Raw genomic sequence first — 13,783 nt, 5'->3', positions numbered from 1 at the left:
CTCAAACGGCCTTAGTTCAGTTCAATGGCGAAGTAGTCACGCGCATTGTTAAAGCAGATGTTTCTCACCATTTCGCCCAGCAGCTGGATATCCGCTGGCGCTTCGCCCGCGTGCACCCAGCGGCCAATCATCTGGCACAGAATGCGGCGGAAATATTCATGGCGGGTATAGGAGAGGAAACTGCGGCTGTCGGTCAGCATGCCAACGAAGCGGCTCAGCAGGCCGAGCTGCGCCAGCTGCGTCATCTGACGCTCCATGCCGTCTTTCTGATCGTTAAACCACCAGCCGGAACCGAACTGCATCTTGCCCGGCATCCCTTCGCCCTGGAAGTTGCCGATCATAGTGCCCAGCACTTCGTTATCGCGCGGGTTCAGGCAGTACAGAATGGTTTTTGGCAGCAGGTTTTGCTCGTTCTGTTTGCTCAGCAGTTTTGACAGCTCTTCCGCCATCGGACGGTCGTTGATGGAGTCAAAGCCTACGTCCGCGCCCAGCAGTTTGAACTGACGCTGGTTGTTATTACGCAGCGCGCCGATGTGATACTGCTGAACCCAGCCGCGACGGGCATATTCCGCACCGAGGAACACCAGCACTGCGGTTTTAAACTGCGCCACTTCGTGCTCGCTCAGGGCTTCGCCGGAGAGACGACGCGCCAGAATACTGTCCAGCTCAGCTTCACTGGATTCCGCGAACAGCACTACGTCCAGCGCGTGGTCAGACACTTTACAGCCGTGTGCGGCAAAGTGATCCAGACGTTTGGTCAGCGCGGTTTGCAGATCGTCAAAGCGACGAATGTCGGTATCCGAAACTTCCGCCAGCTTCGCCATGTAGTCGTTAAATGTCGGCAGCTCGATGTTGAAGGCTTTATCCGGGCGCCAGCTTGGCAGCACTTTGATGTCAAAGGTGCTGTCCTTCGCGACAACCGCGTGATGCTCCAGAGAGTCGACCGGATCGTCGGTGGTGCCCACCATCTTCACGTTCATCTGCTTCATGATGCCGCGCGCCGAGAAGCTATCCTGCGCCAGCAGTTCGTTGCACTGATCCCAGATTTCATCCGCCGTGGCGGGAGAAAGCAGCTTGCCGGTGATACCAAACGGACGACGCAGTTCGAGGTGCGTCCAGTGGTATAACGGGTTACCGATGGTGTGAGGAACGGTAGCGGCCCAGGCGTCAAACTTCTCGCGATCGGTCGCGTCGCCGGTACACAGGCGCTCGGCCACGCCGTTGGTGCGCATTGCGCGCCACTTATAGTGGTCACCCTTCAGCCAGATATCATACAGGTTTTTGAAACGGTAATTTTCGGCAACCTGCTGCGGCGGTAAATGGCAGTGGTAGTCGAAAATCGGCTGGTCTTTTGCGTAGTCGTGGTACAGGCGGCGAGCAAATTCGGTATCTAGCAGAAAATCGTCGGTCATAAACGGTGTCATTATCGTCTTCCTCATTACGGGAGCGTCAGAAAGCTTATGTTCAGATGCTGCAAAGTTATCACACCAATTTCCAGAGTCCGACGTTTTTTTCGTGAGTTAGATCAATAAACGTCGACAAATAAATTACCCTCAAAGGGGTAAACCCTCTCGCAGACCGCGCCAGTTCTGGCTTTGCGCACGCCGCATAATGTCCCTACAAAGATTCACACTTTTGTGATGTCACTCACCTTTTAAAGTTGTATGACAAGTTATCTTTTCGCCGTCGCAAACTATAAGCCGACGGAATGCATTACCGGTGTTTGATACATCGGATTTAACGGTACGGAAGCCGACTTAGCACGATTACTTATGGCAAGGTTCGGGCCGTTCCGGGACAGGTTCCCGGTTACGCCCCTCCCGTTACAGAACAGCTCCCGGCAACGGTTGAGTTGTTGCCGTGTCCCGACACGGAAATAACATAACGATGAGGTTTTACATGCGTAAAATTAAAGGGTTACGTTGGTACATGATCGCACTGGTGACGCTCGGCACCGTGCTGGGCTACCTGACACGTAACACCGTGGCAGCAGCGGCGCCAACGTTGATGGAAGAGTTACATATCTCCACGCAGCAATACTCTTACATCATTGCGGCTTACTCTGCCGCTTACACCGTAATGCAGCCTGTTGCAGGTTATGTTCTTGATATTCTGGGTACAAAAATTGGTTATGCCTTCTTCGCTGTAGCCTGGGCCGTCTTCTGTGGGGCGACCGCGCTGGCCGGCAGTTGGGGCGGACTGGCGCTGGCGCGTGGTGCGGTAGGTGCTGCCGAAGCAGCGATGATCCCCGCGGGTCTGAAAGCCAGCTCTGAATGGTTCCCGGCAAAAGAGCGTTCAATCGCTGTCGGTTACTTCAACGTGGGCTCCTCCATCGGGGCGATGATTGCTCCGCCACTGGTGGTGTGGGCGATTGTGATGCACAGCTGGCAGATGGCGTTCATCATCTCCGGTGTGCTGAGCTTTGCCTGGGCCATGGCGTGGCTGATCTTCTATAAACACCCACGCGATCAGAAAAAGCTGTCTGACGAAGAACGTGACTACATTATCAATGGTCAGGAATCTCAGCATCAGACCGACAACGGCAAAAAGATGTCCGTCTGGCAGATCCTGGGCACCCGTCAGTTCTGGGGTATCGCCCTGCCACGCTTCCTGGCAGAACCGGCCTGGGGTACGTTTAACGCCTGGATCCCGCTGTTCATGTTTAAAGTTTACGGCTTTAACCTGAAAGAGATCGCGATGTTCGCCTGGATGCCAATGCTGTTTGCAGACCTGGGCTGTATCGTCGGCGGCTACCTGCCACCGCTGTTCCAGCGCTGGTTTGGCGTGAACCTGATTGTGTCCCGTAAGATGGTGGTCACCATGGGCGCCCTGCTGATGATCGGCCCGGGCATGATCGGCCTGTTCACCAGCCCTTACGTGGCTATCGCCCTGCTGTGTATCGGGGGCTTTGCTCACCAGTCTCTTTCCGGTGCGCTTATTACGCTCTCGTCCGACGTGTTTGGTCGTAACGAAGTCGCTACCGCCAACGGCCTGACCGGGATGGCCGCCTGGACCGCAAGTACCCTGTTTGCGCTGGTGGTCGGCGCGCTGGCAGATACGATTGGTTTCAGCCCGCTGTTCGCGGTACTGGCTATCTTCGACCTGATGGGTGCGGTGGTTATCTGGACGGTGCTGAAGAGCAAATCCGCCGATGAACTGGCGAAAGAGTCCCTTGGGGGACCGGCGACGCAGAGTTAGCGTTGTTGTGCCGGGTGGCGCTGCGCTTACCCGGCCTACGATTTTATTGGGTTTTGTAGGCCGGGTAAGGCGGAGCCGCCACCCGGCAAAATCTTCTCAAAAGCCGCCTCCGGGCGGCTTTTTTCATGGTGAAATCTGGAGAGTGGCACGCAAAAGTGGTATAACAAATCATTCGCCGTACCCTGCCTGGAGCGCATATGGAAATCACCGAATCACGTCGTTTATATCAACAACTTGCCGCCGAGCTGAAAGATCGCATCGAGCAAGGGGTCTATCTTGTCGGTGATAAACTTCCCGCTGAGCGTTTCATTGCGGATGAAAAAAGCGTCAGCCGCACGGTGGTCCGCGAAGCCATCATCATGCTGGAAGTGGAAGGGTATGTTGAGGTACGCAAAGGTTCCGGCATTCATGTGATTTCCAGCCAGGCGAAACACTCCCCCACCCCGGACGAAAGTCTGGAGTTTGCCAGCTACGGTCCGTTTGAGCTTCTCCAGGCTCGCCAGCTGATTGAAAGCAACATTGCGGAATTTGCTGCGACGCAGGTGACCAAGCAGGACATCATGAAGCTGATGGAAATCCAGGATCATGCGCGTAAAGAAAAATGTTTCCGCGATTCCGAATGGGACCTGCAATTCCACGTCCAGGTCGCCCTTGCGACTCAGAACACGGCGCTGGCGGCAATCGTTGAAAAAATGTGGACTCAGCGCGTTCACAACCCGTACTGGAAGAAATTGCACGATCACATTGATTCCCGTACGGTAGATAACTGGTGTGACGACCACGACCAGATTCTTAAGGCTCTGATTCGTAAAGATCCGCATGCGGCGAAACTGGCAATGTGGCAGCACCTGGAGAACACCAAACAGATGCTGTTTAATGAAACAAGTGATGACTTTGAATTTAACGCTGACCGCTATCTTTTTGCCGATAATCCGGTCGTTCACCTCGATACCGCGACCAATCTCGCAAAATAATCCCCCGAACGGCTGGCAGGCGCACCGCCGCGCCTTCCGGCCAGACAGGGTAAGAAAACCTCTATAGTGTCAGCCTTTGTAAAATATCTCGCTCCCCTCCGTGGCTTACGCCAAAATCGTGTTTCCCCTCAAATTCTGTGACGCAGAACGTCGGGCTTTGTTACAATTGGATTCACTTCGTTATTTTGTAAGTTAGTGCTTGCTAACCAGCCAATTAACAGGGAACAGTGTTGGCCACACATCAATGTGTCCGCGAGCGACCATAATGAAATCATAACAATGTCGCCGTGCTGTTTTCCCGAATGACAGGCGTGACGTTAACCGATTTCCAGGAACACTGAATGGAACTTTTGACCCAACTACTGAACGCCCTCTGGGCTCAGGATTTCGAAACGCTGGCCAACCCGTCCATGATTGGCATGCTCTACTTTGTGTTATTTATGATCCTGTTCCTTGAGAACGGTCTGCTGCCTGCTGCCTTTTTACCCGGCGACAGCCTGCTGGTGCTGGTCGGGGTGCTCTGTGCAAAAGGGGCGATGGCTTTCCCGCAAACGGTCCTGCTTTTGACCATTGCCGCCAGCCTGGGCTGCTGGGTGAGTTACATTCAGGGGCGATGGCTGGGTAACACGCGAATCGTTCAGAACTGGCTTTCGCACCTTCCGGCCCATTACCACCAGCGAGCGCACCACCTTTTCCATAAGCATGGGCTTTCCGCCTTACTGATCGGCCGCTTTATCGCATTCGTACGCACCCTGCTGCCCACCATTGCGGGCTTGTCCGGCCTGAGCAGTACGCGCTTCCAGTTCTTTAACTGGATGAGCGGCTTGCTGTGGGTGCTGATCCTGACCACGCTCGGCTACGCGCTGGGTAAAACGCCGGTCTTTATGAAATATGAAGATCAGCTGATGTCTTGCCTGATGCTACTGCCCGTCGTTCTGCTGGTGTTTGGCCTGGTCGGGTCCCTGGTCGTACTGTGGAAGAAGAAATACGGAGCCAGGGGTTAACGATGGTTATCTCCCCGCTCGCGCTGCGCCGCTTCTCTTACGCTATCGTCGCGCTGATGATGTTCAGCGCTCTTATCCTGCTGTGGTCTGCGCTACAGCATCAGGAGTCGACGCTGGCTATCCGTCCTGTGAGCCAGGGAACCAGCGTGCCGGATGGTTTTTCCATCTGGCATCATCTGGACGCAAACGGGATCCGCTTTAAGAGCATCACGCCGCAAGACGATGTGCTGCTGATAAAATTTGACTCAAGTGCGCAAAGCGCCGCGGCGAAAGCCGTGCTGGACCGCACGCTGCCGCAGGGTTACATCATTGCGCAACAGGATGATGACAGCCACGTAGCCTCCTGGATGTCACGGTTACGCGACACGTCGCATCGATTTGGTTAACGACTAAGATTCCGAATATTTTCACCTACTTTGGTGAAACTCCCGTTTACTTACTATGCTTAAGTACGCGGAGCACCCCTCAGATGTTCTCCGCATAGTTCTGGAACACGGCTTACGCCGTAACACAATGGAAGGTTTCTATAATGAAATACCGCATCACTCTGGCTCTGGCCCTTTTTTCTTTAAGCACAGCTTCCTTCGCTATGTCTCTTTGTCAGGAGAAAGAACAGGATATCCAACGCGAAATCAGTTATGCCGAAAAGCATAACAATCAGCACCGGATCGACGGGCTGAAAAAAGCGTTGAGCGAAGTGAAAGACAACTGTACGGACAGCAAGCTGCGTGCCGATCATCAGGAAAAAATCGCTGAACAGAAGGACGAGATAGCCGAGCGCCGTCAAGACCTACAGGAAGCGAAAGAGAAAGGTGACGCGGAAAAAATTGCCAAGCGCGAGAGGAAGTTGCAAGAGGCGCAGGACGAACTGAAAGCGCTGGAAGCTCGCGATTATTGAGTTAACGGAAATCTCAACAGGAGAGAATCATGTCAAAAGATACAACTTCAGAAAATCTGCGCGCTGAACTGAAATCCCTGGCGGACACCCTGGAAGAGGTGCTGAACTCTTCTGCGGATAAATCGAAAGAAGAAGTAAGTAAACTGCGCAGCAAAGCGGAGCAGGCACTGAAAGAGAGCCGTTACCGTCTGGGCGAAACCGGTGATGCGCTGGCGAAACAGACCCGCGAAGCGGCAGCGCGCGCAGACGAATATGTACGTGATAATCCATGGACGGGTGTAGGTATTGGCGCCGCAGTGGGTGTGGTGCTGGGTGTCCTGCTGACGCGTCGTTGATTATGGAAGATCCACGTCACGCACAAGGGCCTGCTAAAAACGTCCTCGGCATCGGCCAGCGTATTCTTACGACGCTGGTCGGGATTGCCGAAACGCGCGTCCGGCTTGCGGTAGTGGAGCTGGAAGAGGAGAAAGCCAACCTCTTCCAGATGCTGCTCATGCTTGGGCTTACGATGCTCTTTGCCGCGTTTGGTCTGATGAGCCTGATGGTGTTAATCATCTGGGCTATCGATCCACAGTATCGTCTGAACGCGATGATTGCGACTACCGTGGTTCTGCTGGTGGCGGCGCTGATAGGCGGTATCTGGACCCTGCATAAAGCGCGCACGTCGACCTTCCTGCGCCATACGCGCCAGGAGCTGGCCAACGACCGCGCCCTGCTGGAGGATGATAAGTCGTGAGCGACAAAGCCGAACGTCAAAAGCGGAAAGCGTATCTGTTGAGCCAAATCCAGCAGCAGCGGCTGGATTTGTCTGCCAGCCGTCGAGATTGGGTTGAAGCCACGCATCGGTTTGACCGCGGCTGGAACACGGTCCTGAGCCTGCGCTCATGGGCGCTGGTCGGCAGCAGCGTGATGGCGATCTGGTCGGTTCGGCATCCTAACATGCTGATCCGCTGGGCACGCCGCGGCTTTGGCGCCTGGAGCGCCTGGCGTCTGGTGAAAACCACGCTGCGACAACAGCAGTTGCGCTAGCCTTCTTGCCGGGTGACGCTGCGCTTACCCGGCCTACGATTGCGTGTAGGCCGGGTAAGGCGTAGCCGCCACCCGGCAAAACCCCCTCCCTTACTCAATATCTTTGAAGAAGATTAACAGTTTTCCTTGCTAACATTTGCCATCCGCCCCGTTTACACTCCTCTCCATCGACAGCAAAGACGCGGTATCTACCCGAATTTGCACGCAAATAACGTTTAGCCGCTGATGTGGTTTCCTGGAGAGTAAAATGAAAAAATTAGAAGATGTTGGTGTACTGGTAGCGCGTATTCTGATGCCTGTTCTGTTCATCACCGCAGGCTGGGGCAAAATTACCGGCTATGCGGGCACTCAGCAGTATATGGAAGCGATGGGCGTGCCGGGGTTCCTGCTGCCGCTGACCATTCTGCTTGAGTTCGGCGGCGGCCTGGCAGTGCTGTTCGGTTTCCTGACCCGCACCACGGCGCTGTTCACCGCAGGCTTTACCCTGCTGACCGCGTTCATCTTCCACAGCAACTTTGCGGAAGGCGTGAACTCCCTGATGTTCATGAAAAACCTGACCATCGCGGGCGGCTTCCTGCTGCTGGCTATCACGGGTCCGGGCACCTACAGCATCGACCGTCTTCTGAATAAGAAGTGGTAAGCAGGCTATACTGATTACATTCAAAGCGAGGAGACATCTCCTCGCTTTTGCTATCTGACGGAGGAGTAAAAAATGGGACAACTCGTAGACGGCGTCTGGCAGGATGTCTGGTATGACACCAAATCCACCGGTGGACGCTTTAAGCGCTCTGTTTCGGCCTTCCGTAACTGGCTGACCGCCGACGGCGCACCCGGCCCGAGTGGCGAAGGGGGCTTTGCGGCGGAAAAAGATCGTTATCATCTGTATGTTTCTCTCGCCTGTCCGTGGGCGCACCGCACGCTGATTGTGCGCAAACTTAAAGGTCTCGAATCGTTAATTCCGGTTTCGGTGGTCAACCCGCTGATGCTGGAAAACGGCTGGACGTTCGACAGTGGCTTCCCGGCCGCGACGGGTGATGAGCTTTATCATCACGATTTCCTGTATCAGCTCTATCTGCGCGCCGATCCGCACTACACCGGACGCGTAACGGTGCCTGTGCTGTGGGACAAGAAAAACCAGACGATCGTCAGCAATGAATCCGCTGAAATCATTCGCATGTTCAATACCGCGTTTGACGCGCACGGTGCCCGCGCCGGGGATTACTACCCGGTTGAGCTGCGCGAGAAAATTGACGAGCTGAACGGCTGGATCTACGACAACGTTAACAACGGCGTCTACAAAGCGGGCTTTGCCACCAGTCAGGAAGCGTACGACGAAGCGGTCGGCAACGTGTTTGGATCCCTGGAGCGCCTGGAGCAGATCCTCGGCCAGCATCGTTATTTAACGGGCGATCGCCTCACCGAAGCAGACATCCGCCTGTGGACGACGCTGATCCGCTTTGATCCGGTGTATGTCACTCACTTCAAGTGCGACAAGCATCGCATCAGTGATTACCTGAACCTGCACGGTTTCCTGCGCGACATCTATCAGATGCCGGGGATTGCGGAGACGGTCAACTTTGACCATATTCGCACCCACTATTTCCGCAGTCATAAGACCATCAACCCAACGGGCATTATCTCCATTGGCCCGTGGCAGGACCTGGATGAACCGCACGGGCGCGACGTGCGTTTCGGATAATTATTTAGGGAATCAATTGATTCCCTTTTTTAATTCACAGCATACATCTATCCTTACCTCGATCGCTTAGAAAACAAGTGATTGACTGATTAAGAGGCAAGGAAAAATGGACTGGTATTTAAAGGTACTGCGCAACTACGTTGGATTTGGTGGCCGCGCCCGCCGCAAAGAGTACTGGATGTTCGTTCTGGTGAACTTCGTCCTGATTATGGTGCTGGGCATTGTGGACAAGATCCTCGGCTGGGAACGCGAGGGGGGTGAAGGCATTCTCACCACCATTTATGGTGTGTTAGTTCTGCTGCCTTCATGGGCCGTACTGTTTCGTCGTCTTCACGACACCGATCGTTCGGCGTGGTGGCTGCTGTTGCTGTTGATCCCGCTTATCGGCTGGATCGTGATTTTGATTTTCAACTGTCAGAGCGGAACGCCGGGCGAAAACCGCTTTGGTCCGGATCCTAAGGCAAGCGCGTAAATTCTGCCCGGTGGCGCTTACGCTTACCGGGCCTACGCTTATTTGTTGTGGTGGGCAAAGAGCTTGGGAATTTCACGCAAACACCATGATTTGGCTTCGCCCATGCTGTCACGACGCCACGCCATAATGATATCCACTTCGCTGGTGTATTCCGGGCTGACGACGCGCAGCCGCCCTTCTGCAATGTCCTTTTCGACAAACGGGTACGGCATCGTCGCCACGCCCAGCCCCGCCAGGAGCGCCTGCCGTTTGTCTTCCAGCGACGTTACCGTCAGTCGCGGCTGTTTATCCAGCAACTGTACCGTTAACACCGGGCGCTCTCGGGCGGTATCCGCGACCGCCACGCCGCGGTATTTCACGCGCGTGACCTCAGAGAGCGGCTCCGGCTCCTGATGGATCGGGTGATCCGGGGCGGCGACGTAGACGTTCATCACGCTGTACAGTTTGCGCGAATTGATTTCTGACGATGAGCGGAAATGCATGTCCGGCGCAATGACGATATCCGCCCTGCCCGTCTCAAGACGCTCCCACGCCCCGGCCAGCACCTCGGTGATGATCGACAGCTGGGTATTGGCTTTCGCGGCCAGTCTGTCCACCAGCGGGAACAGCGCCTCGGTGGGCACCAGCGCTTCGGTCACTAACGTCAGATGGGTTTCCCAGCCGCGCGCCAGCGCTTCGGCATCGGTCGTCAGCTTATCCGCCGCTTCCAGCAGCACACGACCGCGCTCCAGCAGCATTCGGCCAACGTTAGTGAATTTTGTTCGATGACCGGAACGATCGAAGAGCACCACGTCCAGCTCCTCTTCCAGCTTTTGCATGGTGTAGCTCAGGGCAGACGGAACGCGCCCCAGTTCATCTGCCGCCGCGGCAAAACTGCCGCGCCTGTCAATCGCGTCCATGACGCGAAGCGCCTCAAGCGTCAATGCTCTCTCTTTAGCCATCTCGTTCTCATTCAGGAAATTTGAACATACCAGGCAGAATATCTGGCTAACAATGCAGCGTCCATACCTTTACCATTGATTTAGTGTAAAGAGAGGTCAAGTTTATGATTACGACAAGAACAGCGAAACAGTGCGGACAAGCCGATTTCGGTTGGTTGCAGGCCCGCTACACCTTTTCCTTTGGACACTACTTTGACCCTAAACTCCTCGGTTACGCTTCACTGCGCGTATTGAATCAGGAAGTGCTCGCCCCGGGCGCGTCCTTCCAGCCGCGCACGTACCCTAAAGTCGATATCCTGAACCTGATCCTGGAAGGCGAGGCAGAATACCGCGATAGCGAGGGCAATCATGTCCAGGCGAAGGCTGGCGAGGCGCTGTTAATTTCCACGCAGCCAGGTATTAGCTACAGCGAGCATAACCTCAGCAAAGATAAAACGCTGACCCGCATGCAGCTGTGGCTGGATGCCTGTCCGGAGCGGGAAAATCCGCTGGTGCAAAAAATCGATCTGAAGGGCGGTAAACAGCAGCTGATTGCCTCGCCAGACGGCAGCAAAGGCAGCTTGCAGTTGCGCCAGCAGGTGTGGTTGCACCATATCGAACTGAAAAAAGGTGAACAGGCGAGCTTCCAGCTTCATGGCCCGCGTGCCTATTTGCAGTCCATTCACGGAACGGTGCATGCGGTCACGCATACGGAAGAGAAAGAAGCGCTCACCTGCGGTGACGGGGCGTTTATTCGTGACGAAGCGAATATCACCCTGGTTGCCGATACGCCGCTGCGCGCGCTGCTGATTGATTTGCCGGTTTAAGATCAACACGCCCCCTCGCTCGATCGGTTCCCTCTCCCTATGGGAGAGGGTTAGGGTGAGGGGTAACGGGTTGGATTAAATCACAACACCTTACTCGCCATAATTTCAATGATCTGCCGGTCCGTCGCCTGCATTGAGCGGCACGCCAGGGCGCACAGGTTAGAGATAGACTGTTCCACGTCGTGCGCCACAATCCCCTCGTTACCCGTCACGGCAGTATCATCCAGCGCCATCATCACGGCTTTCCAGGCGCTGGTGACGCTGGTCGAGACCTTCATTGCGCAGCTGTTAGAGGCCCCATCGCAGATCATCCCGCTCACGTCGCCGATCATACTGCCGATCGCCATGGCAATGGTCTGGTAAGATCCGCCCATCAGCCACGCCATCCCCGCCGCTGCCCCCATTCCGGCCGTTGTCGCCGCGCACAACGCGGACAAGCGCGGAAGCTGGTAATGGATATAGATAGCCGACAGATGCGAGAGCATCAGCGCCCGCGCCAGCCGTTCGTCATCGGCCTGAACGTGCTCAGCCACCACCACTACCGGCATGGTGGCGGTGATGCCCTGATTCCCGGAACCCGAGTTGCTCATCGCCGGCAGCGTCGCGCCTCCCATGCGGGCATCCGAGGCTGCGCTGGTGCGGATAATAATGTCTGAACCCAGATCCTGCGCCATCCAGCCGCGTGCGCGCTGTTTATTGAGCGTCGCGCCAATATGCAGCCCCCAGTTGCCACGCAAACCTTCGCGGGAGAGCGCATCGTTCAGCCGCCCCGCATCGAGGATAAAGCGGATCGCGTCAAACGGCACCTGCTCTACAAACTCAAGGATCTGCGACAGCGTGGTGGTCGAGAGTACCGCCAGCGGATCGTCGTTGTTCTGGCTCTGACGATCGTCAAGCCTGAAGCGCGTTTCGCCCTGACAAACTACCTCCACCACGCGAGTGTGCCCGCCAGCGATGGTCACCATCGCCGAGGATTCACCGACGTAAACGCAGGCGCGTGAATAGAGGATCTCCTCGCACGGCTCCTGCAATTTCACCTGCACCAGACCTGCGTTCAGCAGTGCTTTGGCGCGCGTTAGCGCCTCGGCCGACGCGTCTTTCAACACCTCCAGCCCGGCGTGTGCATTACCGCCTGTCGCCCCCAGCGCGGCCGCGATGGGTAAACCGACCATACCGGTGCCGGGCACCGTTACGCCAAGCCCGTTTTTCATCAGGTTCGGCGATACCCACGCCTCGATACGCGTCACCTCACCGTCAAGCTGTCCGGCAGCCATCGCGCACGCCAGCGCCAGCGAGACGGGTTCGGTACAGCCCAGCGCAGGCTTTACCTCTTCCTGCACGGCGCGAATAAAATGGTTCCATAAAGGATTAATTTGCTCAGACATCGTTACGACCTTATTTAACCTCATGAGAAGGCGAGGAAAGGAGAAACACAAAGCAGCAGCCCGGTAATCACAATAATCACCAGCGATACGCCTTTATATTTATGAAGTGCGGGCACTTTGTAGACCAGCCACGCCGGAATTAAGCAACCCACCATCCCGAAAATAGGGCTACAGATGGAGGTAAAGCTCAGCACCGGCGCGTTTAACACAATCGCGCTCCAGGCAAGCAGGATAGCGAACAGCATAATCCCGCGCTGGACGGTGCTTTCATTGATTTTCTCCGCCGGCATTTTGCGGCGCAGGATGTTCATCACGATGCCCTGCGTCGCCTCACGAAAGCCGAGATAGACGCCAAAGAACGCGGTCATCACGGCAAAAATGTTGAGGATCACGCTGACGATTTTGACCCAGCCCGCACCGTCACCGCTGATGAACTGTGCTGCGATTGCCAGGGCGGAAATATTCTGCTCGTAGGCTTTTACCGCCTCGTCGTGCCCCATCGCCAGCGTAAAGGAGACCGCGTAGAAAAAGACCGTCACAAACAGCACGCCAAAGGCGATATTCATTGCCCGCAGCGCTTTATGACGCGCCACCTCAACGGATTTTTCCCGTGAACGATAGGAAATCACCATCGGGCTTAATGTCTGAATAAACAGAATGGAGGTTAAGGTGAAAGGCAGCGTAATAATGGCGTTTTTAATCAGCAGGCCCATCGGCGGCAGCATACCGACGTTGGCTAAATGCCAGAGGCCAATCATCGAAAGCCCCAGCGCCGCTACCACAAATAATTTGGTCAGCACCATCAGGCTGGAGACTTTAAACAGCAGTTTTTCACCGCGCGACGAAATGGCGACCAGAATGCAGATCAGGAATAAGCCGTAGAACGGATTTTCCGACAGCAAACCGTCGGTTACGCCGAAGGTGTGTAGGTAGGATGCGCTGTCGTTGGTGATAGCCGTGGAATAGACAAACATCCAGATCACCAGCATCACGAAATAAAGCGCACCCAATAAGATGCCCCAGTTTTTACCTAAATAACCGCTAATGACGCTCGGGTAATCTTTGCATTCCGGTGATTCCGCCAGCGTATTAATAAACAGGCGCTGGAACAGGTACATAGCCGGATAACCAATTATCGACGAGAGTAAAAACACCCACAGCCCCATTAACCCGACCTGCACAGGAAGAAAAACGATGCCCGCGCCGATAGCCATCCCGATACTCATGATGACCCAGCCCGTATCGGTGATGTCGAATTTGATCGCCTCTCGCCATTCGCTTTCGCTCATTCCCGCCCGCCTTGCCGCAGGGGAATCACTCACAATCACACTGCTGTTTGTTGCCATATTCATTGGGCACTCGCTTATTTTGTAGGGT

General features: G+C 55.3%; 16 protein-coding genes. 12 read left to right on the top strand and 4 right to left on the bottom strand.

The window, feature by feature from the left end; genetic code table 11:
• Positions 1-11: 11 nt before the first annotated feature.
• Positions 12-1,424, bottom strand: coding sequence for a glucuronate isomerase (gene uxaC, locus ACOTWU_RS04925; protein ID WP_023295485.1), 1,413 nt, complete (start codon positions 1,422-1,424; stop codon positions 12-14).
• Positions 1,425-1,899: 475 nt separating this feature from the next.
• Here uxaC and ACOTWU_RS04920 point away from each other — a divergent pair, with 475 nt between their 5' ends.
• The 11 genes from ACOTWU_RS04920 to ACOTWU_RS04870 all read left to right on the top strand — a co-directional run bounded on the left by ACOTWU_RS04920 (position 1,900) and on the right by ACOTWU_RS04870 (position 9,274).
• Positions 1,900-3,198 carry an MFS transporter gene (locus tag ACOTWU_RS04920; protein ID WP_015571942.1) on the top strand — a complete coding sequence of 433 codons (1,299 nt, stop codon included), beginning with the start codon at positions 1,900-1,902 and terminating at the stop codon, positions 3,196-3,198.
• Positions 3,199-3,395: 197 nt separating this feature from the next.
• Entirely contained in the window at positions 3,396-4,172 is a 777-nt protein-coding gene (gene exuR, locus ACOTWU_RS04915; protein WP_003862635.1) for a transcriptional regulator ExuR, read from the top strand.
• Positions 4,173-4,513: 341 nt separating this feature from the next.
• Complete coding sequence (gene yqjA, locus ACOTWU_RS04910; protein ID WP_003862638.1) at positions 4,514-5,176, top strand: DedA family general envelope maintenance protein YqjA; 663 nt, start codon at positions 4,514-4,516, stop codon at positions 5,174-5,176.
• Between the two features lie 2 nt (positions 5,177-5,178).
• Positions 5,179-5,562, top strand: coding sequence for an EnvZ/OmpR regulon moderator MzrA (gene mzrA, locus ACOTWU_RS04905; RefSeq protein ID WP_003862640.1), 384 nt, complete (start codon positions 5,179-5,181; stop codon positions 5,560-5,562).
• 143 nt (positions 5,563-5,705) lie between these two features.
• A complete protein-coding gene (locus ACOTWU_RS04900) occupies positions 5,706-6,074 on the top strand; it encodes a DUF1090 domain-containing protein (RefSeq protein ID WP_017382428.1) in 369 nt (122 codons plus the stop codon).
• Between the two features lie 29 nt (positions 6,075-6,103).
• Complete coding sequence (locus tag ACOTWU_RS04895) at positions 6,104-6,409, top strand: DUF883 family protein (RefSeq protein WP_003862645.1); 306 nt, start codon at positions 6,104-6,106, stop codon at positions 6,407-6,409.
• 2 nt (positions 6,410-6,411) lie between these two features.
• Entirely contained in the window at positions 6,412-6,810 is a 399-nt protein-coding gene (locus tag ACOTWU_RS04890; RefSeq protein WP_003862647.1) for a phage holin family protein, read from the top strand.
• The gene (locus tag ACOTWU_RS04885; protein WP_003862649.1) at positions 6,807-7,103 is read left to right on the top strand and encodes a YqjK-like family protein; all 297 of its coding nucleotides are present in this window, start codon (positions 6,807-6,809) and stop codon (positions 7,101-7,103) included. Before ACOTWU_RS04890 ends, ACOTWU_RS04885 begins: the two co-directional genes overlap by 4 nt.
• Before the next feature lie 247 nt (positions 7,104-7,350).
• Complete coding sequence (locus ACOTWU_RS04880; RefSeq protein WP_039269694.1) at positions 7,351-7,743, top strand: DoxX family protein; 393 nt, start codon at positions 7,351-7,353, stop codon at positions 7,741-7,743.
• A gap of 72 nt (positions 7,744-7,815) precedes the next feature.
• Positions 7,816-8,802, top strand: coding sequence for a glutathione S-transferase family protein (locus ACOTWU_RS04875; protein ID WP_039269693.1), 987 nt, complete (start codon positions 7,816-7,818; stop codon positions 8,800-8,802).
• 106 nt (positions 8,803-8,908) lie between these two features.
• A complete protein-coding gene (locus tag ACOTWU_RS04870) occupies positions 8,909-9,274 on the top strand; it encodes a DUF805 domain-containing protein (protein ID WP_015571946.1) in 366 nt (121 codons plus the stop codon).
• A 38-nt stretch (positions 9,275-9,312) separates the two neighbouring features.
• Here the strand turns inward: ACOTWU_RS04870 and yhaJ are convergent, their stop codons facing one another.
• The gene (yhaJ, locus tag ACOTWU_RS04865; protein WP_003862655.1) at positions 9,313-10,215 is read right to left on the bottom strand and encodes a DNA-binding transcriptional regulator YhaJ; all 903 of its coding nucleotides are present in this window, start codon (positions 10,213-10,215) and stop codon (positions 9,313-9,315) included.
• A 104-nt stretch (positions 10,216-10,319) separates the two neighbouring features.
• On the opposite strand from yhaJ, the gene ACOTWU_RS04860 reads away from it, so the two are divergent.
• Positions 10,320-11,021 (top strand): pirin family protein, encoded by a 702-nt coding sequence (locus ACOTWU_RS04860; protein ID WP_017382430.1) that lies wholly within the window; start codon positions 10,320-10,322, stop codon positions 11,019-11,021.
• An 80-nt stretch (positions 11,022-11,101) separates the two neighbouring features.
• Here the strand turns inward: ACOTWU_RS04860 and ACOTWU_RS04855 are convergent, their stop codons facing one another.
• Both ACOTWU_RS04855 and ACOTWU_RS04850 read right to left on the bottom strand, forming a co-directional pair.
• Positions 11,102-12,406, bottom strand: a complete 1,305-nt coding sequence (locus ACOTWU_RS04855) for a serine dehydratase subunit alpha family protein (protein WP_015571948.1) — start codon at positions 12,404-12,406, stop codon at positions 11,102-11,104.
• 20 nt (positions 12,407-12,426) lie between these two features.
• Positions 12,427-13,758, bottom strand: coding sequence for an amino acid permease (locus tag ACOTWU_RS04850; RefSeq protein WP_126499264.1), 1,332 nt, complete (start codon positions 13,756-13,758; stop codon positions 12,427-12,429).
• Positions 13,759-13,783 lie beyond the last annotated feature (25 nt).

Source organism: Enterobacter cloacae complex sp. GYL001 (assembly GCF_049237125.1).
Classification (GTDB): domain Bacteria; phylum Pseudomonadota; class Gammaproteobacteria; order Enterobacterales; family Enterobacteriaceae; genus Enterobacter; species Enterobacter hormaechei_C.
Note: the sequence above shows the minus strand (reverse complement) of the source record. Positions and strands in the feature narration are given on the sequence as shown.